Genomic DNA, 22,859 nt, shown 5'->3' with positions numbered 1-22,859 from the left:
GCCCACCCACCGTTTTATGAGAGTCCTTTGTGCTGACTGGTGGGGCGGTGAACAAGTTCATCTGCGGTCTCAAATGTTACAAAGGGCTATCTGTTCGGATCGATTTCTCCAGTGCAGTACGCATTGGTGGGACGATCATGCACAGCCCCGGAAGTCCTTATTTTTTCAACGCGGTCTCGACCCTGTCCCAGCGGTTGTATTCATTCTGCAAGTCGCTGTAGAAAAATACGATCATGGGGTCTTTAGGCGATCTTTTTGGCTTGGTTTTTGTGTCCGTTTTTTTGTTGGGATTGAGATATTCCCCTTGCGCACTTTCAATCTCGATCATTTCGGCATCCGAGAGCTTTTTTGCTTTCTTCTTTTTAGCTTCTTCGAGCTTTCGCTCGTAGAGCTGTTTGACGCCCAATGAATCGAGAATGAAATACCGGGGCGAAGCGAGACCATTTTCCGCCACCTGTGCGGGACTTAAAGTGTCTGCGGGGGACGGCATGAAGACAAACACCCAGACGATATGAGGAGCTGCCAACAGTGCCTGTTTTCCGACGATCCAACTTCTAATCGAAGCGGATTTGACTTCCACTCTGGCTGCCCTGCTTCCCGCTTCGGAGAAAACGACAACGTCCGCACTCTTGCTATTACCGTAGGTGAGGGAGGCTTGAATGCCGCGGCGGTATAGCTCCGATGTCACACCAAATTCGCCTGACATTTGTACAAATTGTTTGCCCAGTCTGGAATGCGTCATCGCTACTTGCGTCCTTGAGTTAGTAGATGTGGGAATCTTAAGTCTGGTAGTCATGCGCAGCAATCGAATCAATTCAGCCCTCGGTGTTTAGCCAGCAGCCTGGATCGACGCAGGTATCAACGTACACGCCGACAGCTTCCAATTGCTCCGCTTAATAGGAAGCATTACTATTCACGCCCCGCCTCACCAGTGCTCACGCGATGATTCCTCCACGGCCCCGCAGAACAGGCTTTTTCGAGCATTACGAAGAGTTGATCGGAACCTGGACGCGCCGCCTGAGGAATCGTCAGCAGGCCGAGGACCTGGCCCACGACACTTTCGTGCGAGTGCTTGAATCCCGTTCGACCGAAGTTGAGCAGCCGCGCGCTTACCTGCATCAAACCGCACGCAATATTGCGGTAGACGCCTACCGTCGCGAAGATCGCCGTGAGGCGCTGGCGCTGGAAGCCTTTGAGCAAAATGCGCCCCACAGCGGCGACCCGGAGCACTACATGCACGCGGTTCAGCTGGCGGACTCCATCGAGAAGGCCTTGGCCGAGCTGCCGCTCAACTGCCGCAAGATTTTCATCTGGCAGAAAATCGAGGGGCTCACCCAGCAGGAAATCGCCGTACGCCTGGGGCTGTCAAAAAACATGGTGGAAAAGTATATGATCCGCACCCTGCGGCATCTACGTGACCGCCTGGATGCGATGGCCCCATGACCCGCTTTGAAACAGGACCTTCCATGATGGATAGCCATGCTCGCGATGAAGCGGCGCACTGGTTTGTGCGCCTGCAAGACGCCGAGCTGAGTGTTGAAGAGCGCCAGCGCTTCGATGAATGGCGTGCGCAAAGGCCTGAGCACCAGTATGAATTCGACGTGCTGCAAGGGCTCTGGAACGCCACCGATTTAGTGCCTCAAGCGCGCTTGCAGGCGCTGTGCGAGGAACCGGTGGAACGCCCGCAACGGCGTGGCATCTTGCGTTATGCGGTCGCTGCCAGTGTGCTGGCGGTTGCTTTGGGTGTAGGTCTGTTCAGCGGGCTCGATTACCCCAAGCCCTACAGCGCCGAGTTCACCACGCGCGTGGGCGAGCATCGCCAGGTGGCGTTACCGGATGGTTCGGTGATGGACCTGAACAGCCGCAGCGTTGTCGCGGTGCATTTCGAGAAAGACCGGCGCGGCGTGGAGCTCAAAAGCGGCGAGGCGATGTTCAGCGTCGAACACGATACCCGCCGCCCGTTTGTAGTGGCCACCGGGGTAGGGCAGGTGACGGTCACCGGTACGCGTTTCGACGTGCGCCGTGATGATGACCAGACCCGCGTGGTGGTCGAGGCGGGTACGGTCAAGGTGCAGGGGCGTGCGGCGGATGACGTCGTCACGCTCACCGCTGGCCGGGGCACGCACATCGACAGCCTGGGCAAGGTAGTGGCCGCCTATGCCGTGAACCCCGACGAACTGACTGCCTGGCGCACCGGCAAGCTGGTGTTCAATAACGCCAGCCTCGGTGAAGTGGCGCGAGAAGTGTCGCGCTACCGCGAGCAGCCGTTGCGCGTCAGTACGGCGGCAGTCAGCAATCTGCGCCTGACCAGCGTATTCAAGGCAGACGACACCGACGCCTTGCTCAAAGCCCTGCCGCACATCCTGCCAGTGGCGCTGCGCACCTTGCCGGATGGCAGCCAGGAAATTATTTCACGCTGACGTTCAGGTTTTTTCCGCGCTCTTCGTCTTCTCCTGCAACTGCAACTGGTTTGCATTAACAGCCGCACACTCTTGCGATCACAGGACTGGGTTCGACGTGAAAAAACTGGCCGTCTACAACAAGAACATCTCCCGCTGGGCGCCGCTGGCGCTGGCACTTGCCGTGAGTGCTGCACTGCCTGCGGCCTATGCTGACGAGGGTATTCATATCCGCGCCCAGCCCTTGGGCGCCGCGTTGAGCCAACTGGGCCAGCAGACGTCCCTGCAAGTGTTTTTCAGCCCGGACCTGGTCGCGGGCAAACAAGCGCCTGCGGTGGACGGCAACCTTTCGCCGGAACAAGCCCTGCGCCAGTTGCTGCAGGGCAGTGGCCTGGATTACCAAATGGATGCCGGTTCGGTGACACTGCGCCCGCTGAGCAGCGGCACCGGTGAGGCCGGCTCGCCACTGGAGTTGGGCGTCACCGACGTGAAAGTGGTGGGCGACTGGCTGGGCGATGCCAACGCCGCCGTGGTGCAAAACCACCCTGGCGCGCGCACCGTGATTCGTCGTGAAGCCATGGTGGAGCAGGGCGCGATGAACGTCGGCGAGGTGTTGCGGCGTGTGCCGGGCGTGCAGGTGCAGGAATCCAACGGCACCGGCGGCAGTGATATTTCCCTCAACGTGGGTGTGCGTGGCCTGACCTCGCGCCTGTCGCCACGCTCCACCGTGCTGATCGACGGCGTGCCGGCGGCGTTTGCCCCGTATGGCCAGCCACAACTGTCGATGGCGCCGATTGCCGCCGGTAATCTGGACAGCATCGACGTGGTGCGCGGCGCCGGTTCCGTGCGCTATGGGCCGCAGAACGTCGGCGGTGTGATCAACTTCGTCACCCGTGCGATCCCGCAGACGTTCTCCGGTGAAGTCGGCACTACCCTGCAAACCGCTGAACACGGGGGCTGGAAGCACCTCGATAATGCGTTTATCGGCGGCACCGCCGACAACGGCATCGGCGTCGCGTTGCTCTATACCGGCGTGAATGGCAACGGTTACCGCGAGAGCAACAACTCCAACGATATCGACGACGTGATCCTCAAGACTCACTGGGCGCCGACGGACCAAGACGATTTCACCCTGAATTTCCACTACTACGACGCCAGTGCCGACATGCCCGGCGGCCTGACGCAGAAGCAGTACGACGCCAACCCGTACCAGTCGGTGCGTGACTGGGACAACTTCAGTGGCCGCCGCAAGGACGTGTCCTTCAAGTACATCCGCCAGATAGACGACCGCACCCAGGCCGAAGTGCTGACCTATTACACAGACAGCTTCCGTGGCAGCAACATCGCCAACCGCGACCTGAAGACCCTCGTCTCATACCCTCGCACCTACTACACCTTGGGCATTGAACCACGCCTGTCTCATGTGTTTGACGTGGGCCCCAGCACCCAGGAAGTCAGCGTCGGTTATCGCTACCTCAAGGAAGGCATGCATGAGCAATCCAGCAGCCTGAACCTGGTGAACAACGTGCCGACGCCGGGCGGCCAAAGCGATGGTCACGTTTACCAGGACCGCACCGGCGGTACCGTCGCCAATGCGTTTTATATCGACAACAAAATCGATATCGGTAACTGGACCGTAACCCCGGGTATCCGCTTCGAAAACATCGAAACCCGTTGGCATGATCGCCCGGTGGTAGCCTTGAACGGCGTGCGCACCGTGGAGAAAAACCGCAAGGTCGAAAGCAATGAGCCGTTGCCGGCGTTGAGCGTGATGTACCACATCTCCGACGCCTGGAAACTGTTCGCCAACTACGAAAACTCGTTCGGCAGCCTGCAGTACGCCCAGATTGGGCAGGGCGGTCGGGTCAACCAGACCGCCGATGGCCTGAACCCGGAAAAAGCCAAGACCTACGAAATCGGCACGCGCTACAACGACAGCGTGTGGGGCGGCGAAGTGACGCTGTTCTACATCGACTTCTCGGATGAGCTGCAATACGTCAGCAACGACGTGGGATGGACCAACCTCGGCGCGACCAAGCACCAAGGCATCGAGACATCGGCCCACTACGACCTGTCGAGCCTGGACCCACGCCTGGACGGCCTGACCGCCAGCGCCAGCTTCACCTACACCAAGGCTACCTCCGAGGGCGATGTACCGTTCAAGGGCCGGGACCTGCCGCTGTATTCCCGTGAAGTGGCGACCCTGGGGCTGCGCTACGACATTAACCACTGGACTCATAACCTTGACGTCTACGCCCAGTCGGGCCAGCGTGCGCCGGGCACGGGCGACACTTACATCACCCAGGGCACCGCCGATGGTCAGTACGGTGATATTGCGGGTTATGTCTCGGTCAACGTGCGCAGCGGTTATGACTTCGGCGCGCAACTGTCGAACCTGAAACTGGGCGTAGGCGTGAAAAACGTTTTCGACCAACAACACTACACTCGCTCCAGCGACAACAACGCCGGGTTGTACCCGGGCGAGCCACGTACTTTCTTTGTACAGGCAAGCGTCGGCTTCTGACCTGCTGGCGAACCTGTGGCGGGGGAGCAAGCTCCCTTGCCACAGTGATGAGCCGCTTGCTGACGGCTCGTAAAGGAACTGTTTGCGCGGGTTGGCCACTCAGGGGGACCCGGCGGCTTTGAGCGTATTGGCCGCTTTTCAGACTTTGAGTCAGGGCCCAGACATGACAGCAACTTCGTTCCAATCCTGCCAATCCACCGGTCGTGACGCGTTTCGCGGTGGGCGTGATGCTGATCTTCCAGCCTCCTTGAAAGACCAGGGGATCACCCAAAATGAATTCTCGGCGGCGCTCTTGCATGCGTACGGCGATGAAGCGCAGCGACTGAACGCCTTCGCGGGCCAACACAAGTTCCAGGCCCCGGTTGCCGATGATTTTGCCCGCGGCATGCTGGCCCCCGAGCAGCCGGGGTATGCAGACGACGAGCCTCAAAAGCGACCCGAAAGTGCGTGGGCAGCCTTGATCAAGGGCCTCGTAAGCTGGTGGCGTGGTCAGAAGTCCGGCTGAACAGGCGTCGCAGGTTTTTTACATGCTGTTATTGGTATTGCGCCGCCACCCGGAACTATCACGCTCAGCCGGCCACACATCGGTGGCTGGCTGCCCTGCAATCCATTCGATGATTCAGGGTTATTCAGTGATGGCCTCTGGGCCAATGTCAATCCGGGAAGGGTGGGAGATGATGCATGAAAATTGAGGGTGCAATACCGCGCGCGCAGCCAACGGCAATGGGTGCGGCAGAGGCCCACTGGACCACGCCGCCGCCCACTGTTCGCCCGGCCTATGAGGAACAGTACGCCTTGCAAGGCGTGCCGGCACCGCGGCCAGCCCGGTTGTGGGGCACCTTGTCTTCGCTGCGCTACCAGGCGTTGCAGAACGCGCCGGCGGCGCGTGCCGACACAACCCCTCCGGGCCCGACTTACAGCGACAGCCAATTGGCGGGCGAGTTGGAAAAGCACTTCGGTGAACTGCACGCGTATCTCAAGGACGGGCGCTTGACGCCGTCTTCTCTGCGGCAAATTGCAGCTCAAGCGCTGGCGGGAGAGTAGCGTGCGCGACCGTGTGATTCTGGTGGTCAGGGAAATTCTCAAACGCCCGATGTTGAGCGACACGATCATGGACAGTGAGGGCTACATCACCCGCGACAGTCTGGGCGCAGCTGCCGCGACCCTGCTGCGTAACAGCTCACCCTGCACCTTCAGCCAGGACCCTTTTCACGGCCACGGCAACGCCGAAGTCGTTCAAGCGCTCCAAGGCTATTTTCAGCAATTGAGGGACAAGCCCAAAGACCGGCCGGGCTTTTTTGAAACCCATGAATACCTGGAAATAGCACTGCTCACAGCCGTGATGAATGATCCGGATGACACCGATAGCCTGGGCCTGCCCCTTCTGGAACCCGCGACTGGGCTACCCCGAAAGAAGTACACCGAACATTGCGTGTACATGGCGAAAAACATCATCGAGCGGCCAGGTCTATTAAGGTCGCTGGAGCGCGCTAATCAGACGCGCTTGTTTGGACGCCCCAGGCACGAGGGGTGGTTGTGTAACCGAAGTCTGGAGCGCTGGCTGGAACAGTACGAGGCGCACAAGGCTCGGTAGGGCCAGGCCTTGCGCGGTGCGTGTTTACACCTTGAGGATTTTACCGCTGATGGCCACACCGGCCAGCAACACCGCGATCATCACGAACGCCGTACTCAAGCTGCTGCCGTGAGCGATGAAGCCAATGACTGCAGGCCCCGCGAGAATGCCGGCGTAACCCAAGGTGGTGATGGCGGGCACCGCGATGTGCTCCGGCATGACCTTCTGTTTGCCGACGGCGGTGTACAGCACCGGCACGATATTCGAACAGCCGGCACCCACCAGCGCATACCCCAGCAACGCTGTTTGCCAGGCAGGCGTCAGCGTAGCGAGCAGCATGCCGGCGGTGGCCAGCGCGCCGCCCATCACGATCACCCGTGTGGCGCCCAGGCGTCGCACGATGGCATCACCGGTAAGGCGCCCGGCAGTCATGGTCAAGGCGAAGGCCGCGTAGCCCAGGCCGGCGTAGGCTTCACCCAGGCCACGCTCGGCGCTGAGGAACACCGCGCTCCAGTCCAGCACGGCACCTTCTGCCAGAAACACGATGAAACACAGGCAGCCAATAAACAGCACCACGCCGTGGGGCACGGCAAACGCCGGGCCCGAGCTTTCACTGCCATAGGGCAACAGATGCGGAGCGGCTTTGAGCAGCGCAATGGCCATGACGACGATGACCACCAGTGTCGCTTGCAGTGGCGACAGGCCCAGCCCCAACAACCCGGCAACGCCCCCCGCGCCGACGATGCCACCCAAACTGAACAACCCATGGAAACCCGACATCATGGTTTTGCCACTGGCCCGTTCAACGATCACGGCTTGCAGGTTGACGGTCGAGTCGACGGTACCCAGGCCCGCGCCAAACAGGAACAGGCCCACCATCAGCAACGGAATCGAACTGGCGGTGGCGAGTATCGGCAGGGCCAGGCAGATCACGACGGTGCCGCCTGTGAGTACGCGCCGGCAGCCAAAGCGCGAAGCCAGCGCACCCGCCACCGGCATGGCGATGATCGAGCCCACCCCCAGGCATAAAAGCAGCAGGCCCAGCGTGCCCTCATTGAGGTGAGCGCGCGCCTTGGCGTAGGGGACCAGCGGGGCCCAGGCGGCGATGCCGAAGCCTGCGATGAAAAAAGCGATGCGGGTCGACATTTGCTCCAGCCGCCCGGGAACCACGGGCGCTGGGGTGGAGATGGCAGTCATGAATAATCCTTGTTATGCGTTCAACGAACGCTGTCCGGCGCAACATCCTTGCACATCAAGCGGTGGGGCGCGAGCCGGCGTCCCTGTGGTGCGCCCCCGGACTTTATTTTTATAAAGCGGGAACGGACGAGAGGCTGGCGACCACATAGAAGCGATCTAACCTGCGGGGCCGGTCTGGCGGAGCGGTAATTTTCGTATGAGCCGATGAACCCCAGGGTCCGTGCGGCAAATTACTTCCTTCCAGGCCACCCCCACAGGCCTGATGTTCTGTAATACGCTGCCGTCAAATGTGCAGGTAACTGGACGGATGAGCCGATGAACTTTTTCAGGCGGGCAGCAACATGACCCGATTCTACGACGCGCGAGGCAATATCTACGGGGTGGTCAGCCCGGCCTGGCTCAGAAACCAAGGGGTTGACGTGCCCGAGCAGGCCCAAATGGCTGCCAATACCCGCACAGCCTGGGCAACATCAGCCATTGAGTCAGCCTGTGGCTGGGGTACATTGCCGCGTGCGGCTGACGCCAAGGCACACCGCTGCGATGGGTTGTTGGTCGGGCCGTTCCAGTCTGCGCCACCGTTTGACCTGTTGATTGTCAACACCGATGGCACGCTTGCCGAACGCAGTGGCAACGGTTTGACGATTTTCTCCCAAGCGCTGACGGATCAGGGCGTGATGACTCAAGGCTGTGAGTTGCGGGTGCACCACGACAAGTCGGATGCAACGTCTCCGGTGTCCACCTTTGTAGAGCCGGCAGTGTACGAACAGGTCGCAGGTTTTTGGCTTGAGCTTGGGCAGCCTGCGTTTGGCCCCTCAGTCGCAGGGGCTGAGGGGGTTGATGGCATTCCTTACGGCTTCAGCCACGTGCCCGCACTGGCTGCGATAGACCCGCATTGGGCGCGCAGCCAGTTTGTGCGCGTGGGCAATCCCCATTGCGTGACGCTCCTAGATCATGTGGGCGCATTGCCCAACAACCTTTCGATGCACCAGCCCGCAGTGTTTGAGGCGTTGCAGGCAATTGCTTTTGCACCACCTGTCGGCCGCGGCCAACCCTGTGCCGCCGGGGTCAATTTGCAATGGGCTGCCCGCTCCTCGGGCAATACAGTCATCGCACGGGTGTTTGAGCGAGGGGAGGGCCCCACTGCGTCCTCGGGCACCAGCGCCAGCGCAGTGGCTTGTGCCGCGTGGCGAGCGGGCTGGGTCGAAAGCGGGGACGTGGCTGTGGTGATGCCAGGTGGCACGGCGCCAGTGCGCTTGAGCAGCACAGGCGAAACACTGCTGAGCGTCAGCCTGTTCGGGACTGCACGGTCGATAACCTGATAGGGAGGAATGGCTGATGGCTTGAATACATGTCAGCCGTTTCTTTATCGGATAGTTAAGGTTGAAAAGTGAGCGTAGGAACTTTCTAGTTGTTTAAGTTTGTTTGATTTATACACAGTATTATTTAGTAAAAGCCTCTTCCGAGCCCACCGTACGAAACTTCTTTTTCGTTATTTGAAGGGCCGGCGTTCGCCTGAAATCGCTAAGCTTTGCTGCGTTCAGGCGCTTTCCTTCGCACTTCTATCCGCATCCGCATTGGGGGAAAGCCTTTCGGTTAATTACTTCATGATGGGTAACTACGGATGGTTGATGGGTATGTGTCGTCCCGTTTTAAATTGATTCTTTCAGATTCCAAAAGTGACTTTCAGGTGCTGGCTTTCAGCGGCAGTGAAACGCTTGATCAGCCTTATTTCATCGAGCTGCAGTTAGTCAGCGAAAACCCCTCTCTGGATCTGGACGCGCTCCTGCACCAGCCTGTTTATCTGGACTTCGGCGAAGCGGGCGCAGGCCTGCATGGTCAGGTCTATGGCATTGGCCGTGATGAACCGGGTACCCGGCTAACCCGCTATCACCTTACCCTCGCACCTAGGCTGGCATCTCTCGCCCACCGGCGCGACCAGCGGATTTTCCAGCAGCTCAGCGTGCCGCAGATCATCGCGGCGGTCCTCAAACACCACGGCATCCTTGCCGACGCCTATGCCTTCGAACTCGGACCGGTGGTCTATCCGCCGCGCACGTTCTGCGTGCAGTACGCGGAAACTGACCTGCACTTCATCCAGCGTCTATGCGAGGAGGAGGGCATTCACTACCATTTTCGCCACAGCCCGAACGAGCATGTGCTGGTGTTTGGTGATGACCAGACGGTGTTTCGGCGTTTGCCGGCGCAGCGTTATTGCGCTGTCGGTAACGTGGCCGCCGACACGCGCGTGGTGCAGGGTTTCGACGTACGCCTGGAAACCCGCTGCCAGCAAACGGTGCGCCGCGATCATGACTTCGAGCATCCGTCACTGCGCCTGCAAGACAACGCCGGCCCAGCCTCGGCGCAACCGCTGGAAGATTACCGTTACCCCGGTGGGTTCAGCGGCCGTGCGCGGGGTCGGCAATTAGCGCGTCGAGGCTTGGAGCGCCATCAAAGCGATCGTTATCGGGCCTTGGGCAAGAGTGACCAGCCCGCGTTCAGTTGTGGCCATTTTCTTGAACTGCAGGATCACCCTGACCCGGTCTGCAATGACCTGTGGTTGCTCACGTCGGTGTGGCATGAGGGGTATCAACCACAAGTGCAGGAGGAGGCCGCGTGTGCACCGGCTGAATTCCAGGGCTATCGCAACCGCTTCACCGCAACGCCCTGGCGCGCAACGTATCGGCCGCCCCTCAAGCACCCCAGGCCCACCATCAATGGCACCCAGACCGCCACGGTAACGGGGCCGGCGGGAGAGGAGGTGCATTGCGATGTTTATGGCCGGGTGAAGGTGCGTTTTCATTGGGATCGCCAGGACAGCCGCGATGATAAAAGCAGTTGCTGGGTGCGAGTGGCGTCCGGTTGGGCGGGCGATGGTTTTGGCGCGCTGCAGATTCCGCGGGTGGGCATGGAGGTCCTGGTGACGTTCCTGGAAGGTGACCCCGACCGACCCTTGATCAATGGTTGCCTGCCCAATGCGCTGAATATGCCCGCCTATCCCTTGCCGCAACACAAGACGCGCAGCGTATTGCGCAGCCGCAGTTCCGTGGGCGGCGCAGGGGCCAATGAGCTGCACCTTGAAGACCGCCGTGGCGAGGAACTCATCTACCTGCGCGCCCAGCGCGATTTGGAGCAGCAGGTGGGCCACGACAGTCGCCTGGAGGTGGCCGGTGAACGGCGGGAAGTCATCAGGGGGCCAAGCACGGTGCACTTGGCGGGCGGCGAGCATCATCAGGTCACAGGTGATCGCAGGAGTGTCCTCCAGGCGAGCGATCATCTGAACATACACGGTGACAGCCAAACCCTTGTGGACCAGTCGTGGGTCATCGAGGCCGGGCAACAGATCCATATCAAGGCCGGTGCCAGCCTAGTCATCGATGCCGGCGCGCAACTCAGCCTGAAGGCAGGTGGAGAGCACCTGCTGATTCAAGCAGGGGCAATTTTCAGCAGCCGGCCGATCACCGTCGGTGGCGTGCCGCATGCGACCTGCACGGTGAATCCGTTGTCTGCGGCGAGCCTGCTGAAAGTATCTACCGCGCAAAGTGCGCTGATGAATGCGGCCCGCCAGCTGGACGCTGACTTTTGCCCTGTGTGCGAGCAGTGCCGCGAAGGCCTGTGCGACATCACCGGGAGGGCTGCGTGATGGAGACCCTGCCAGACCGATGGATGGCCCAGCAACAACAGGCCGGGCGCCGAGTGTGCTTGATCCTTGATGGCAACGGCGATGCGCGCCAACCGTTGATTGCGGCCTGTACGCTGTCGCAGTACGCCAGTTTTTACAGTGACACCGCCGTGGCCGAGCTGGCATCGGTTGGCCCGGTGATCGTGCTGCTCGAGCAGCTGGACGAGCCTGCGCTGGTTGATCTGCTGCGACAGCCCGACCTGAACTGGGGCTGGTTGGGCAGCCTGCCCGACGACGACCTGGCTTGCGTGGTTCGGCATTGGCGCGAGCGTCTGTTGGTCGGCCCGCAGGGAAACCGTGCCCTGTACCGTTTTGACGATAACCGCACCCTGGCTCGGGCATTGGCTCACCTGCCAAACGAACGTTGGCCGCAATACCTGGGCCCACTGATCAGCGTGTGTTACTGGCACGAAGACCGCTGGTGCCAGGCGCACAACCCCGCCCCGGGCGACTGTCCGCTGCCGGTTCCTGCGCCTTGGCTGGACACGCCGAATGCCCGAGCGGCTGCGATCCTGCACGCCAACATCCTGCGATTCCTGCTGACCGCACACAGTGAAAATCTCGCCGCACTGGTTGAATTTCAGGACCCTCGGATCTGGCTGAAGCAGGTGTTGGAGCAAGCCCGAGCCTGGCAGTGGCATGGGGTGCAGCAGCTCGAATTTCTGGTAGTGCACCGGTTGATGGAGGCGACGCAAGGCAGCGTGATCCAGTGGCAGCCGCTGCGGGGAGAGACGCCGATCGATCACTTTGAACGCACAGTAGAGCAGTGGCGCAGAAGCGGGGAACAACCATGAGCAGGCGAGTGCTTGGAGCGTTGGTTGCGCTTGGTGTGGGATGGCTTTCTGGCTGTGCAGTAGGGCCGGTTGATCGCTTTACGCTGGAAGTGGATTTGCCAGCGGATTTCGAGCTTAAAACGGCGGCTAACTATCGTCCCGCTACGGGGCAGACCTGCACCTTGCCAGTACGTCGCGGCAAGCGACCGGAGCGCAAGTTGTTTTTTACGGAGTTCAACCCGGTGGCCAACCGGGTGAGTTATGAGCTGCCGTTGAGTGAAACCATTGAGGGGTGCCCTTCAGTGTTGAGCAGTGTGCAGTTTGAGTTTTATGCGAAGTGGGGGAAGCGTGATTCGGACGTAGGGGGGGATAGAGCAAGCATCGGTATTCCAGATCGTTTGCCTGAAGGTTTTCCAGTGATGCCCGAGTCAGGAGTTCAGGAGTTGCGAGGGCAATGCCGGTGGTATTTCCGCACGGTGGGTCGCTCACATGCGATCACCAAACTTTTGGAATGCAATTCGCTGGACGACGAAGGTCAGCCAGAAAAATATAAAGCGGGTGGTGGTGCCCAACGAGATCAGCTAACGGGCAGAACACTCAGGTTGATACTCACTGTTACTGCGGATGAGCTGCCTGCGTTTGGCGACAGTTGGATAGCAGTCCCAGGGGGCTGGAGACGTTGTAAAGGTAAAAGTTTTGAAGATCTGTCCGCGTACTGCCAGGGCAATACTACGGACTTCAAGCCAATAAAAATGCCGGATGGGCGCATTTGTGACGTCTACCCAACGTGCAAATAACAAGGAGTGAATTTATGAAACAGGATGCTTGGAAGCAACCTTTTTTCAGCGACAAGATGCCTGCTTGCGCCTTGAAAGGGCATTGGGCGAGCTTTTGCCTGGTAGACGATACGGGCAGTGGAAAAGCTTTTGGTGGGCTCTCTTACTCAATCCACGACAGCACAGGCCGTCAGTACGACGGTAGATTAAATGGGGACGGATTTGCCAAGCTGGAAGGGTTTTACTGCGGTCCTGTAGTTCTTAAGTTCGATAGCCTGTATTCCGGAGCGGAAGAACCCTACAGCCGATTGCGAGTTCGTCTTACATACCCGCTACCCATCAGCGAGCTTCAAGTCCGCGCCGAGCAAACTCGATTTTCCAGTAGCAATGGACAGCGTCTAGAGGGCAACCCCGCACTATCGCCAGCAGACCGGTTCTATCAAGTTGAAGTGCGGGATCTGGTACGCCATGTGGCCCATCTGCCGCCTCAATTTCCCAGGACGCATAGCCCTCAACGCCATGCCCTGAAAATGATGGCCGACCTGGGATTCGGCCCTCCTCAGCCCACCCTGACAGGGGTGGTGCTATTTCCCAATCAACACAGCGTGTTGGAAGTGCGGCCTTTACGCGCGTTGCGCCCGATACTGTCTACCGATGACCAGTTCTGTGCCTTGAATCTGTATCAACTGGCCCTGATGTCAGCCCTGAGTTACTGCGATTTTGGCCAGCAACCACCGAATGAGCCCGTTGACCAAGTGACGTTCCCGATTGCACCGACGGTTGGAAATCTGTTTGGTGAGAAACTGTCTGGGTTTCAGGAGGCGTGGCGAATTGATCCCGAGCAAACTCAGCGCTTTTACCCACTTTATGAAGAGGTCCCGTACTCCCGACGCTTCGAGATTCTTCCTTTCGATCCTGAGTTATACCTACAAAATCGACCGCATCCGGAGAAACAGCAGGAGCACCCAGCGGGCTTGCATTTTTTTGATGATGAAAAATTCGGCACAGACACTCAGGCATTCATCACTCACCACGATGAGGTCATCCTGATCTCTGTGCGAGGTACGGTTAGTGGTGCTGATGTCTTGCGCGACGCAAACGCCCATCAAGTGGATTTTGCTGAGGGCGTAGGTCGGGCACATGAGGGTTTTTACTTGGCCTACCGAGCGATGCGCAAGTTCATACTGCATTACCTTGACCAATTCCACAGCAGCCAACGAATAGTCATTTGCGGCCACAGCCTCGGCGGCGCAATCGCACTGCTATTGGCTGAAGGACTTCGCCGAAGTCCTGACCGTGACTACAACATCCTCCTCTACACCTACGGCGCCCCCCGCGCCGCCGACGCCGAATTCGCCGAAGGCGCCTCATCCCTCGTCCATCACCGCATCGTCAATCATAACGACCCGGTGCCCAGCGTCCCGGCGCCGTGGATGAACACCACCGCCAAACTCTGGGTCCCGGGGGCCGTAATGCTTTTTAGCGCTCCTGGCCCAGGCGGCCTGTTGTTCGCCACCGGGCTGGTTCGCATCGGCAGCAACCCCTACACGCATCACGGCGAGCAACAACATTTCATGCCGATCAAGCTCCCCGACGGCACTCAATCCTCGGTGTTATGGAAACCTGGCTGTGAATCTATCCTGGAGGCAGGCTGCAACCGCGCAGTGCAGCTCCATGGCGATATGCCTGACCGCGACAATGTGCTCAAACAACTCTTCCAGGCCAACCAGCACTTCATGACCGCCAGCTACATCCCTGCGGCCTGGGCCACCTTGCGTCGCTGGCAACAAACCGTGGACAGTCAGGGGCCGCTGGTCACGCGAACAGAGTTTGAGTTGATCGACCATGCACTTGAAAAGATGACTCAACAACTGCGCGACAAAAACCGTGAGCTGGACCGGCGTCGCCCACCCAACGCGCGCGATCACGCGCACGAACATAACCAGGCCTTGAACGCCGAGATCGACCGATTGCGCACCAGTCGCCAGCGCCTCGATTCGCTGCGCTGGCGCCGCCTGGAAGCGCGTGACGTTTATGGCAGTCACACCCATTCCTCTGGCCTGGAGCCGAGCCTCAAACGCTGGTTCAGCCACCGTGAAAATCGCAAACTGTCCCAGGTTGCCAGTATTCCGCCGCCCTCCCACGACGATCGGGAGAGGGTGCAACCGTTTGATGTCGATTCGATTGTTTAACCGAGGCCGTTACAAAAACTCCACCTGTGCCGGCTGGCGTTTCATCAGCACCTTGCCCTTGCGGATTGAGTACAGCGGCAGGCCCTGGCTGCGGATCACCTCGTAGTCGCTGTCTGCCGACAGGATCAACAGGTTGGCCGGGCGGCCAGGTTCCAGGCCATACCGGTCGCCCAGGGCCATGGCCTTGGCGCTGTTATCGGTGACCAGGTCCAGCGCGCTTTGCAGGTTGCGATAGCCCAGCATATGGCAGATGTGCAAGCCAGCTTCGAGCACGCGCAAGATGTTGCCGTTGCCCAGGGGGTACCAGGGATCGACGACGGAGTCCTGGCCGAAGCACACGTTCATGCCGGCTTCGAGCAGTTCATTGACGCGGGTGACGCCCCTGCGTTTCGGGAAGCTGTCGAAGCGGCCCTGCAGGTGGATGCTTTCAGTCGGGCAAGAGACAAAGCTGATGCCGGAGTGCCCGAGCAGGCGAAAAAGTTTGGCGCAATACGCATTGTCGTAAGAGCCCATCGCCGTGGTATGGCTGGCGGTGACGCGCGCCCCCATGTCGCGGCTGCGGGCTTCTTCGGCAAGAACTTCGAGAAAACGTGAGTGTGGGTCGTCGGTTTCGTCGCAGTGCACATCCACCAGGCAGCCGGTGCGCTCGGCCAGGTCCATGAGGAATTTCACCGAGCTGACGCCCTGGTCGCGGGTGTACTCGAAGTGAGGAATGCCGCCCACCACATCGGCGCCCAGGCGAATGGCTTCTGCCATCAGTTCGCGGCCATTGCGGTAGGACTCGATACCTTCCTGGGGAAAGGCGACGATTTGCAGGTCGATCAGGTGCGCGCTGTCTGCACGCACCTCGAGCATGGCTTTGAGCGCCGTCAGGTCCGAGTCGGTGACGTCAACGTGGGTGCGCACATGCTGGATGCCATGGGCGGCCAGGGTCTGGATAGTTTTTTTGGCGCGGGTCTTGGTGTCCTCCAGAGTGATGGTGGCTTTGCGTTCGCCCCAGCACTCAATTCCTTCGAACAAGGTGCCACTCATATTCCAGCGTGGTTCGCCGGCGGTGAGTGTGGCATCGAGGTGAATGTGCGGCTCGACGAAGGGCGGTATGACCAAATTGCCGGCGGCGTCCAGATCATCGGCCGATAAAACGGGCGCCGTCGTTTGCGACGTGATACTTGCGATCCGGCCGTGTTCCAGGTGCAGATCATGCAGGCCTTCACGGTTGCGCAGGCGGGCGTTGATGATATGCATGGGCAAGTTCCTCTTGGCTAAAGACAGTCAGCCGCCAGATCATCAGGGCTATTGCGATGTCCAGGCGGTCGTACGCATTGTCCAGCGTCAGCCCATAGGGCTTTAATCCGCTGGACGCGGTGTGTAAGGGTGTTGCGGTGCATGGCCAGGCGTTGAGTGGTGGCCACAAGGTTACCATTCTCGTGAAGTCAGGCTCATGCCGGGGCGTCAGCCAGCGGTGCACGCACGCGCAGGACGGCGGTCAGCACGATGTAGGTCAAGGACGCCGTCACGATCCCCACCAACGGTGCGACCCACGGTGAGTTGAACGCCAGCACGGTGCCGACGGCGTAGGCCACCAGGCCCGGCCAGTTGAACGCCGGCAGGCGTGCATGGGCCAGGCGTGGGTAGCGGCCGCGATATCGGTAGAAGAAATCCGCCATGATCACCCCGCCAATCGGCGGGATGACCGTGCCCAGCAGAATCAGGTAGGGCACCAGCAGGTCGTACATGCCGAACAAGGCCAGCAGGGTACCGATCACCGCGCCGCCAAGGGTCACGGTCTTGCGGCGGCGGGTGCGCAGCAAGTTGCAGCCTGCCACGGCAAAGTTATAGATGGTGTTGTCCTGAGTGCTCCATATATTGAGCAGCAACATGGCCATCGCCGCCATGGCGAAGCCTTGCAGCAGCAACACCTCCACCACATCCGGTTGCTGATAGACGATGGCGCCGTAGGCCCCGATCAACACCATCAAACCATTGCCGATAAAAAAACCGATCAGGCTGGCCAGCACCGCGACCCTGGCCGAGCGGGAAAACCGTGTCCAGTTGGTCGCCTGGGTCGCGCCGCTGACGAAAGTGCCGAACACCAGAGTGATCGCGGTGGACAGGTCCAATTCGGCGGTTGGCACCACCGCCAGCAGGCCGTCCAGCCCGCCGACTTTCACCGTGGCAACCCACATCGACAGAAACAATAAAATGCCCATCGCCGGTACCGCGATGTAGGACAGGATCTCCAGCCCGCGATACCCCACGTACGCCGTGGCGCAAAACACCAGGCCGAACAGCACCATCAATGCCAGCACGCTGCCCTGGCTCAGTTCGAAGTATTTGCCCAACACCACGGCGGCAGTGGCGGTGCCCCAGGCATACCAGCCGATCTGGGTGAAGCCGAGGATCAGGTCACTGAGCTTGCTGCCGACCTCGCCAAAGCAGAAGCGGCCCATCAATACCGAGTTCAGGCCGCTCTTGAACGCGATGTAACCCAAGCCTGCGGCGTAAATGCCCAACAACAGGTTACCCAGGGCCACGACGCCAAGCATGTCGGTAAAACTGAACGCCACCCCCAGCTTGCCGCCGGCAAACATGGTCGCGGTAAAAAACGTGAACCCCAGCAGCACCATGGCCGTGGACGCCAGGCCCTTGCGCGCATGCATCGGTACTTCGCTGAGGGGGTAATCGTTGCCCGAGTCTTGCCTCGTCATGTGCCGTGCTCCCTGATTGACTGATGCTGGCCTGTTGCACCGCGCGTGCCAAATCAGTCGCAGTGACGGGCACACTGCGCGCGCTGTGCACCGTGCACTGTATTTATAGCTAAACAGGTGGGAATCGCCGGGAGGGGTGTTCTTTGTGCCCAGTCGGGCACGAAAGCGGTGCAACGCTGATACACAATGGCTCAGTCGAACAGCTTCCGGGGGGCTGCTAAAGACCCTTGGTCATGTAGACACGGCGCAAGCCATGCGCCTCGGCGCGATGGGTTTCGATATAGCCTCGGCGGGCGTACAGCGTGAGGTTCTCGGTCATGGCTTCGTTGGTATAGAGCCGGACAGCGGCGTACCCCAAGTGAATCGCCCTCTGTTCAGCAAAGTCCATCAACAGCCGGCCCAAACCCAGGCCTTGGGCATCCGGGGCAACCGCCAGGTTATCCAGTAACAACGCACCGTCGCTGTCCAGCAGGATAATAAAGCCCTGAACCTTTCCCATATTGTCGAGCACAGACACGCTGCCGGCCTCGACCAACTGACGATAGTCCTCCAGCATCGGCCCTGGCTTGCGCCCGATCCGCTCTATGTAAGGCGTGTACGCAGCTTCGACGATGGCCTCAATGGAGGCGACATCGCCCGCAGTGGCAACGCGTATTGAGGTGGGCATGGCGGCGGGCTCGGTGTCGGCAGGGAGCTCCGACTGTAAGGTAGCCGGGCATAAAAAAACCACCGCAAGGGTGGTTTTTTCATCGCGCCGGTTTACTCGCCGCGGTAGATGCAGCCGCTGGTGCAGGTCTCGTGGATGCGAATCGCACTGAGCTCCGGCAACAGGGGTTTCAATTCGGTCCAGATCCACTTGGCCAGCACTTCGCTGGTCGGGTTTTCCAGGCCTGGGATGTCGTTGAGGTAGTTGTGGTCAAGGCGCTCATAGAGCGGCTTGAAAATCGCCTTGATCTCCGAGAAGTCGCGAATCCAGCCGGTATGGGGATCCAGATCGCCGCTCAGGTGGATCGCCACCTTGAACGAATGCCCATGCAGGCGCCCGCATTTATGGCCTTGCGGTACGTGGGGCAGGCGGTGGGCGGATTCGAATGTAAATTCCTTGAAGATTTCCACAGTGTTTTCAGCTCGGTCAGGTGTCTGGCAGGCGGCGAGTTTAACAGCTTGATCCACCGCCGCGCACACCGCTGGGTTAAAGGGCTTGCAAGTGCTCACCCAATTGACCGTTATCCGCCAGCTGCAGGAACTCATCCCCCAGGCGCTGGCTCTCGCTCATTGCGGTCTGCCAGTAGGCATTGCGGCTCGCGTCATCGCCCATAAACCGCTTGAAGTCGCTGCGGTCCGGCAATTTGCCGTGGGGCAGGCGCGCCAGATAATCCCTGGACGGCGCCAGCAGCAAGACGTCCTGCAAGCCTTGTTGATTGCTGCGTCGCCACGGCAGGCCTTTGTCAAACCAGCCGGGGATGACGCGGTCGGTAAAATGCGGGTACAGCACGATGTCATCGCCGTGATAGGGCAGGTCGAGGTGATAGTCCAGCAGGCCGCCGTCGCGGTAGGTGCCGGCCCCGGCGCCGGGCAGGTCGCGCACGCCTTGCATCACCATCGGGATGGAGCCTGAGGCCAGCAGTGCCTGGCGCAGGTTGCCCGGTTCCAGGTCGATAAAGCGCGACGCAAAGTCCTTCAGCGGGTGCACCGGCGGCGCCTGGCGCGGGTCATGAATGATCAGCCGTTCGAAATGCCGCGACAGCCGCGCACGGCCCCGCAGGTTGTCGGCGATCACCGAGGACAGGCCCAAACTCAACCGCCCGCGGTGGTCATCGGCGAGCAGGCCATGGCTTTTGACCACCATGATGTTCAGACGGTAGTCAGGGTTGTCCAGTACCCGCGCATCGCGGCCGGCCAGCAGGTCATCGAGCATGCGCTGGCAACTCTGGCTGACCTCGGCCATGGTCACGCCTTTGGCGAAACGCTGTTCGTTATACAGCCGGCCGAGGTCCAGCAAGCCTTGCACCGGGTCGGGCAGGCAAGCGCTGGCAAACCGCCAGGAGCCGATGGACGCGCCGATCAGCGCTCGCTCTCGCGGGGCGCGCGGCAGCCAATCGCCAAACAGTGCCAGGTCCAGGCCCTGGATGCCCAGCGCCTTGGGGCCACCGGCCGCGCCGGGGAGTATGCCCACGTCGGCGGGTGCGAGGCCTCGTTCACGAATCCGCGTAAAGGCGCGTTTGCCCGCCTTGAGTGTCAGCGCAGGAAACTTGATGTGGATGGCGGTCATACCGGTCTCGGTTGCAGCGAACGGAGCATTATAAGAATTCTCTTACAGTGATAGGTAAAGATGAGGCTTGAAAATTGCCATGGTGGCAATTCAGTTTCAGTTAAGTTGCGATGAGTACGGTGGCTGGCGTAGGAAAAACATTCTGAAACGGAGACTCGCCATGAAGCGCCTTACAGCGCTGATCGCCGCCGGTATCATCACTTGCGTCGCGGCACAGGCCCAAGCAGTGGACCCCGACAAACCGCTGAAATTGCCTGGCACTGTTACCATTGTCGCCTTTGACCAATTGGAAGCCTGCGCTCTGGCGCTGCATCCCGGCTCGACGTTGCTGGACACCGATCTGGACGAGGCTTATGGCAAGTACCTCTACCAGGTCGAACTGGAAGATGCCGACGGCGTCGAGTGGGAAGTCGAATTGGACGCGCTCAGCGGGCACGTTCTCAAGAATCATCAGGATACGTAATGACGGTATATCGACGCGCCAGCAGTGTGATGGTGCTGGTGCTCCTGGCTTTTTGTTCAAGCCTTGCGGCCCGCGACCTCAATCAGGATGAAGCCTTGGCATTGCGCCAGCAGGGAGTGATCCTGCCGCTGGAGCACCTGTTGCAGCAAGCAATGGAGCGCTACCCCGGCTCGCGGCTGCTGGAAGCCGAGCTTGAAAAGAAACACGGTCAATATGCGTATGAGGTGGAGTTGGTGACCACTGAAGGTGTAGTGCGCGAAATTAAACTGGATGCTACAACCGGTGTGCTGCTCAAAGATAAGGAAGACGACTGATGCGCCTGCTTCTGGTGGAAGACAATGTACCGCTGGCCGATGAACTCACGGCCGGGCTGCAGCGCCAGGGCTACGCCGTCGACTGGCTGGCTGATGGTCGCGACGCCGTGTATCAAGGCCGCAGCGAACCCTATGACCTGATCATTCTCGACCTCGGCCTGCCGGGCCTGCCTGGGCTGGACGTGCTGGCGCAGTGGCGCGCGGCGTCCCTGGCCACGCCGGTGTTGGTGCTCACCGCACGCGATTCCTGGGCCGAGCGCATCGAAGGGCTCAAAGCCGGCGCCGACGATTACTTGAGCAAACCTTTCCATCCCGAAGAACTGCACCTGCGCATCCAGGCGCTGCTGCGCCGCTCCCACGGCCATGCCAACCAGCCCACCTTGCAGGCCGCTGGTCTGCACCTGGATGAGGGCCGCCAATGCGTGTTGCGCGATGGCGCGCAGATCCAGCTCACCGCCGCAGAATTTCGCCTGTTGCGTTACTTCATGCTGCACCCGGATCAGATCCTGTCGAAAAGCCACCTGGCCGAGCACCTGTATGACGGCGAGACCGAGCGCGATTCCAATGTGCTGGAAGTGCACGTCAACCACCTGCGCCGCAAGTTGGGCCGCAGCGTGATTGAAACCCGGCGCGGCCAGGGTTACCGGTTTGGCGCCAGCCCTGCATGAGGTCCATTCAGCGGCGCCTGAGCCTGGGGCTGATCAGCGTGATGGTGGTGGTCGGCGTGGTGCTGGCGCAAACCAGTTTGTGGTTGTTCGAGGCCGGTTTGCAGCGCTATCTGGAAGCGGGGTTGCGCAACGACAGCGAGAACCTGCTGGTGGCGCTGGTGCGTGGGCCGGACGGTTTGCAACTGCACGAGAACCGTTTGTCTCCGGCCTATCAACGACCGTTTTCGGGGCACTATTTCCGGATTGATTTCTCCGACAAGCATTGGCGCTCCCGCTCACTGTGGGACCAGGACCTGCCGCGCCTGCCCGAAGCCGGGATCAAGGGCAACTTGCAGCTCGGGCCGGAGGGCCAGCAACTGCTGGTATTGCGTGAGGACTACAAGCGCTTCGGCCAGTCGATTTCCATCAGCGTGGCGCAGGACTACACCCCGGTGCGGGAAAGCTTCCGCCTGATGCGTCAGATCGGTCTGGTGTTGGGGCTGGCGGCGCTGATGCTGGTGTTGATTCTGCAACGGGTCACCGTGCGGCGCGCATTGCGCCCATTGGAAACGGCGCGCAATCAGATCGCCCAGCTGCAACAGGGCCAGCGTTCGCAACTCGACACCCAGGTGCCGCTGGAGCTGGAACCGCTGGTGGCGCAGATCAACCATCTGCTGGCCCACACCGAAGACAGCCTCAAGCGTTCGCGCAATGCGCTGGGCAACCTGGGCCACGCGTTGAAAACCCCAATGGCAGTGCTGATGAGCGTGGCGTCGAGCGAACAGCTCAAAGACCATCCGGAACTGAGCAAATTGCTGCTCGACCATTTGGCGCAGGTGCAGCAACGGCTGAATCGCGAGCTGAATCGCGCCCGTCTGGCCGGCGAAACCCTGCCGGGAGCGTTGTTCGACTGTGAACAGGAACTGCCTGGCTTGTTAGCCACTTTGACCATGATCCACGGTGAACACCTGGACTTGAGCTACCACGGCACCCCTGGCCTGCAATTGCCCTGGGACCGTGAAGACATGCTGGAGCTGCTCGGCAACCTGCTGGATAACGCCTGCAAATGGGCCGACGCCGACATACGCGTGAGCATCAGTGAAACACCCCACAGTTACTTGCTCGCCGTCGAAGACGATGGCCCCGGCATCCCCGAAACCCAGCGCGCCCAAGTGTTCAGCCGGGGCACGCGCCTGGATGAACAGATTGACGGCCACGGTTTGGGCTTGGGAATCGTGCGCGATATCGTCGAGGTCTGGGGCGGAGTGTTGCAGTTGCAGGAGAGTGAGCTGGGCGGCTTGAAAGCACTGATCGAGCTGCCGCGACGCCAGGTCTGACCCGC

Annotated in this window: 23 protein-coding genes; 15 read left to right on the top strand and 8 right to left on the bottom strand. The window is 60.3% G+C overall.

Annotation, left to right across the window (positions count from 1 at the left end):
- Window positions 1–157 precede the first annotated feature (157 nt).
- Window positions 158–742 (bottom strand): hypothetical protein, encoded by a 585-nt coding sequence (locus tag ACP7A2_RS13920; RefSeq protein ID WP_426134652.1) that lies wholly within the window; start codon window positions 740–742, stop codon window positions 158–160.
- A 200-nt stretch (window positions 743–942) separates the two neighbouring features.
- Between ACP7A2_RS13920 and ACP7A2_RS13915 the strand changes: the two genes are divergently transcribed.
- The 6 genes from ACP7A2_RS13915 (at window position 943) to ACP7A2_RS13890 (ending at window position 6,517) form a co-directional block, all read left to right on the top strand.
- A complete protein-coding gene (locus tag ACP7A2_RS13915) occupies window positions 943–1,443 on the top strand; it encodes a sigma-70 family RNA polymerase sigma factor (RefSeq protein ID WP_426134651.1) in 501 nt (166 codons plus the stop codon).
- A gap of 23 nt (window positions 1,444–1,466) precedes the next feature.
- Window positions 1,467–2,420: a FecR family protein gene (locus tag ACP7A2_RS13910; protein WP_426134650.1), complete on the top strand. Its 954-nt coding sequence runs from the start codon at window positions 1,467–1,469 to the stop codon at window positions 2,418–2,420.
- Between the two features lie 97 nt (window positions 2,421–2,517).
- Window positions 2,518–4,923, top strand: coding sequence for a TonB-dependent siderophore receptor (locus ACP7A2_RS13905; RefSeq protein ID WP_426134649.1), 2,406 nt, complete (start codon window positions 2,518–2,520; stop codon window positions 4,921–4,923).
- Window positions 4,924–5,086: 163 nt separating this feature from the next.
- The gene (locus ACP7A2_RS13900; RefSeq protein ID WP_426134648.1) at window positions 5,087–5,428 is read left to right on the top strand and encodes a type III secretion protein; all 342 of its coding nucleotides are present in this window, start codon (window positions 5,087–5,089) and stop codon (window positions 5,426–5,428) included.
- Between the two features lie 176 nt (window positions 5,429–5,604).
- The gene (locus tag ACP7A2_RS13895; protein WP_426134647.1) at window positions 5,605–5,967 is read left to right on the top strand and encodes a hypothetical protein; all 363 of its coding nucleotides are present in this window, start codon (window positions 5,605–5,607) and stop codon (window positions 5,965–5,967) included.
- A 1-nt stretch (window position 5,968) separates the two neighbouring features.
- Complete coding sequence (locus ACP7A2_RS13890; RefSeq protein WP_426134646.1) at window positions 5,969–6,517, top strand: type III secretion effector protein; 549 nt, start codon at window positions 5,969–5,971, stop codon at window positions 6,515–6,517.
- A gap of 24 nt (window positions 6,518–6,541) precedes the next feature.
- Here the strand turns inward: ACP7A2_RS13890 and ACP7A2_RS13885 are convergent, their stop codons facing one another.
- Window positions 6,542–7,693: an MFS transporter gene (locus ACP7A2_RS13885; protein WP_426134645.1), complete on the bottom strand. Its 1,152-nt coding sequence runs from the start codon at window positions 7,691–7,693 to the stop codon at window positions 6,542–6,544.
- A gap of 341 nt (window positions 7,694–8,034) precedes the next feature.
- On the opposite strand from ACP7A2_RS13885, the gene ACP7A2_RS13880 reads away from it, so the two are divergent.
- The 5 genes from ACP7A2_RS13880 (at window position 8,035) to ACP7A2_RS13860 (ending at window position 15,113) form a co-directional block, all read left to right on the top strand.
- On the top strand, window positions 8,035–9,012 hold the full coding sequence (locus ACP7A2_RS13880) for a diaminopimelate epimerase (RefSeq protein ID WP_426134644.1): 978 nt from the start codon (window positions 8,035–8,037) through the stop codon (window positions 9,010–9,012).
- Window positions 9,013–9,314: 302 nt separating this feature from the next.
- Complete coding sequence (locus tag ACP7A2_RS13875; RefSeq protein WP_426134643.1) at window positions 9,315–11,333, top strand: type VI secretion system tip protein VgrG; 2,019 nt, start codon at window positions 9,315–9,317, stop codon at window positions 11,331–11,333.
- Window positions 11,333–12,166: a DUF4123 domain-containing protein gene (locus ACP7A2_RS13870; protein WP_426134642.1), complete on the top strand. Its 834-nt coding sequence runs from the start codon at window positions 11,333–11,335 to the stop codon at window positions 12,164–12,166. The genes ACP7A2_RS13875 and ACP7A2_RS13870 overlap by 1 nt, the downstream gene beginning before the upstream one ends.
- Window positions 12,163–12,942, top strand: coding sequence for a hypothetical protein (locus ACP7A2_RS13865; protein ID WP_426134641.1), 780 nt, complete (start codon window positions 12,163–12,165; stop codon window positions 12,940–12,942). The genes ACP7A2_RS13870 and ACP7A2_RS13865 overlap by 4 nt, the downstream gene beginning before the upstream one ends.
- 14 nt (window positions 12,943–12,956) lie before the next feature.
- On the top strand, window positions 12,957–15,113 hold the full coding sequence (locus ACP7A2_RS13860) for a lipase family protein (protein ID WP_426134640.1): 2,157 nt from the start codon (window positions 12,957–12,959) through the stop codon (window positions 15,111–15,113).
- Between the two features lie 9 nt (window positions 15,114–15,122).
- On the opposite strand, the gene codA is transcribed toward ACP7A2_RS13860, so the two are convergent.
- The 6 genes from codA to ACP7A2_RS13830 all read right to left on the bottom strand — a co-directional run bounded on the left by codA (window position 15,123) and on the right by ACP7A2_RS13830 (window position 20,093).
- Window positions 15,123–16,358, bottom strand: a complete 1,236-nt coding sequence (gene codA / locus ACP7A2_RS13855) for a cytosine deaminase (protein ID WP_426134639.1) — start codon at window positions 16,356–16,358, stop codon at window positions 15,123–15,125.
- Window positions 16,359–16,375: 17 nt separating this feature from the next.
- Window positions 16,376–16,525, bottom strand: a complete 150-nt coding sequence (locus tag ACP7A2_RS13850) for a hypothetical protein (RefSeq protein WP_426134638.1) — start codon at window positions 16,523–16,525, stop codon at window positions 16,376–16,378.
- Window positions 16,526–16,552: 27 nt separating this feature from the next.
- The gene (gene codB / locus ACP7A2_RS13845; RefSeq protein WP_426134637.1) at window positions 16,553–17,821 is read right to left on the bottom strand and encodes a cytosine permease; all 1,269 of its coding nucleotides are present in this window, start codon (window positions 17,819–17,821) and stop codon (window positions 16,553–16,555) included.
- Window positions 17,822–18,038: 217 nt separating this feature from the next.
- A complete protein-coding gene (locus ACP7A2_RS13840; RefSeq protein WP_426134636.1) occupies window positions 18,039–18,488 on the bottom strand; it encodes a GNAT family N-acetyltransferase in 450 nt (149 codons plus the stop codon).
- Window positions 18,489–18,580: 92 nt separating this feature from the next.
- The gene (gene queD / locus ACP7A2_RS13835) at window positions 18,581–18,937 is read right to left on the bottom strand and encodes a 6-carboxytetrahydropterin synthase QueD (RefSeq protein ID WP_219268315.1); all 357 of its coding nucleotides are present in this window, start codon (window positions 18,935–18,937) and stop codon (window positions 18,581–18,583) included.
- 76 nt (window positions 18,938–19,013) lie between these two features.
- Window positions 19,014–20,093 carry a patatin-like phospholipase family protein gene (locus ACP7A2_RS13830; protein WP_426134635.1) on the bottom strand — a complete coding sequence of 360 codons (1,080 nt, stop codon included), beginning with the start codon at window positions 20,091–20,093 and terminating at the stop codon, window positions 19,014–19,016.
- A 160-nt stretch (window positions 20,094–20,253) separates the two neighbouring features.
- Here ACP7A2_RS13830 and ACP7A2_RS13825 point away from each other — a divergent pair, with 160 nt between their 5' ends.
- Genes ACP7A2_RS13825 through ACP7A2_RS13810 form a run of 4 tightly spaced genes read left to right on the top strand, consistent with a single transcriptional unit; the run spans window position 20,254 to window position 22,854 of the window.
- Entirely contained in the window at window positions 20,254–20,556 is a 303-nt protein-coding gene (locus tag ACP7A2_RS13825; RefSeq protein WP_426134634.1) for a PepSY domain-containing protein, read from the top strand.
- A complete protein-coding gene (locus tag ACP7A2_RS13820; RefSeq protein ID WP_348054808.1) occupies window positions 20,556–20,870 on the top strand; it encodes a PepSY domain-containing protein in 315 nt (104 codons plus the stop codon). The genes ACP7A2_RS13825 and ACP7A2_RS13820 overlap by 1 nt, the downstream gene beginning before the upstream one ends.
- Window positions 20,870–21,538 carry a response regulator transcription factor gene (locus ACP7A2_RS13815; protein ID WP_426134633.1) on the top strand — a complete coding sequence of 223 codons (669 nt, stop codon included), beginning with the start codon at window positions 20,870–20,872 and terminating at the stop codon, window positions 21,536–21,538. The genes ACP7A2_RS13820 and ACP7A2_RS13815 overlap by 1 nt, the downstream gene beginning before the upstream one ends.
- On the top strand, window positions 21,535–22,854 hold the full coding sequence (locus ACP7A2_RS13810; protein WP_426134632.1) for an ATP-binding protein: 1,320 nt from the start codon (window positions 21,535–21,537) through the stop codon (window positions 22,852–22,854). The genes ACP7A2_RS13815 and ACP7A2_RS13810 overlap by 4 nt, the downstream gene beginning before the upstream one ends.
- Window positions 22,855–22,859: the final 5 nt, after the last annotated feature.

The sequence above is a fragment of the Pseudomonas sp. PWP3-1b2 genome (genome assembly GCF_049896045.1).
Lineage (GTDB): Bacteria > Pseudomonadota > Gammaproteobacteria > Pseudomonadales > Pseudomonadaceae > Aquipseudomonas > Aquipseudomonas antarctica_B.
Note: the sequence above shows the minus strand (reverse complement) of the source record. Positions and strands in the feature narration are given on the sequence as shown.

Excerpts from the sequence above, each read along its gene's own strand:
- ACP7A2_RS13840 (WP_426134636.1), bottom strand. The coding sequence starts at position 18,488 with ATGCCCACCTCAATACGCGTTGCCACTGCGGGCGATGTCGCCTCCATT.
- ACP7A2_RS13815 (WP_426134633.1), top strand. The coding sequence starts at position 20,870 with ATGCGCCTGCTTCTGGTGGAAGACAATGTACCGCTGGCCGATGAACTC.
- ACP7A2_RS13865 (WP_426134641.1), top strand. The coding sequence starts at position 12,163 with ATGAGCAGGCGAGTGCTTGGAGCGTTGGTTGCGCTTGGTGTGGGATGG.
- ACP7A2_RS13880 (WP_426134644.1), top strand. The coding sequence starts at position 8,035 with ATGACCCGATTCTACGACGCGCGAGGCAATATCTACGGGGTGGTCAGC.
- ACP7A2_RS13910 (WP_426134650.1), top strand. The coding sequence starts at position 1,467 with ATGATGGATAGCCATGCTCGCGATGAAGCGGCGCACTGGTTTGTGCGC.
- ACP7A2_RS13825 (WP_426134634.1), top strand. The coding sequence starts at position 20,254 with ATGAAGCGCCTTACAGCGCTGATCGCCGCCGGTATCATCACTTGCGTC.
- codA (WP_426134639.1), bottom strand. The coding sequence starts at position 16,358 with ATGCATATCATCAACGCCCGCCTGCGCAACCGTGAAGGCCTGCATGAT.
- ACP7A2_RS13915 (WP_426134651.1), top strand. The coding sequence starts at position 943 with ATGATTCCTCCACGGCCCCGCAGAACAGGCTTTTTCGAGCATTACGAA.
- ACP7A2_RS13810 (WP_426134632.1), top strand. The coding sequence starts at position 21,535 with ATGAGGTCCATTCAGCGGCGCCTGAGCCTGGGGCTGATCAGCGTGATG.
- ACP7A2_RS13920 (WP_426134652.1), bottom strand. The coding sequence starts at position 742 with ATGACGCATTCCAGACTGGGCAAACAATTTGTACAAATGTCAGGCGAA.
- ACP7A2_RS13870 (WP_426134642.1), top strand. The coding sequence starts at position 11,333 with ATGGAGACCCTGCCAGACCGATGGATGGCCCAGCAACAACAGGCCGGG.
- ACP7A2_RS13875 (WP_426134643.1), top strand. The coding sequence starts at position 9,315 with ATGGTTGATGGGTATGTGTCGTCCCGTTTTAAATTGATTCTTTCAGAT.
- ACP7A2_RS13830 (WP_426134635.1), bottom strand. The coding sequence starts at position 20,093 with ATGACCGCCATCCACATCAAGTTTCCTGCGCTGACACTCAAGGCGGGC.
- codB (WP_426134637.1), bottom strand. The coding sequence starts at position 17,821 with ATGACGAGGCAAGACTCGGGCAACGATTACCCCCTCAGCGAAGTACCG.
- ACP7A2_RS13895 (WP_426134647.1), top strand. The coding sequence starts at position 5,605 with ATGAAAATTGAGGGTGCAATACCGCGCGCGCAGCCAACGGCAATGGGT.
- ACP7A2_RS13820 (WP_348054808.1), top strand. The coding sequence starts at position 20,556 with ATGACGGTATATCGACGCGCCAGCAGTGTGATGGTGCTGGTGCTCCTG.
- ACP7A2_RS13900 (WP_426134648.1), top strand. The coding sequence starts at position 5,087 with ATGACAGCAACTTCGTTCCAATCCTGCCAATCCACCGGTCGTGACGCG.
- ACP7A2_RS13860 (WP_426134640.1), top strand. The coding sequence starts at position 12,957 with ATGAAACAGGATGCTTGGAAGCAACCTTTTTTCAGCGACAAGATGCCT.
- ACP7A2_RS13885 (WP_426134645.1), bottom strand. The coding sequence starts at position 7,693 with ATGACTGCCATCTCCACCCCAGCGCCCGTGGTTCCCGGGCGGCTGGAG.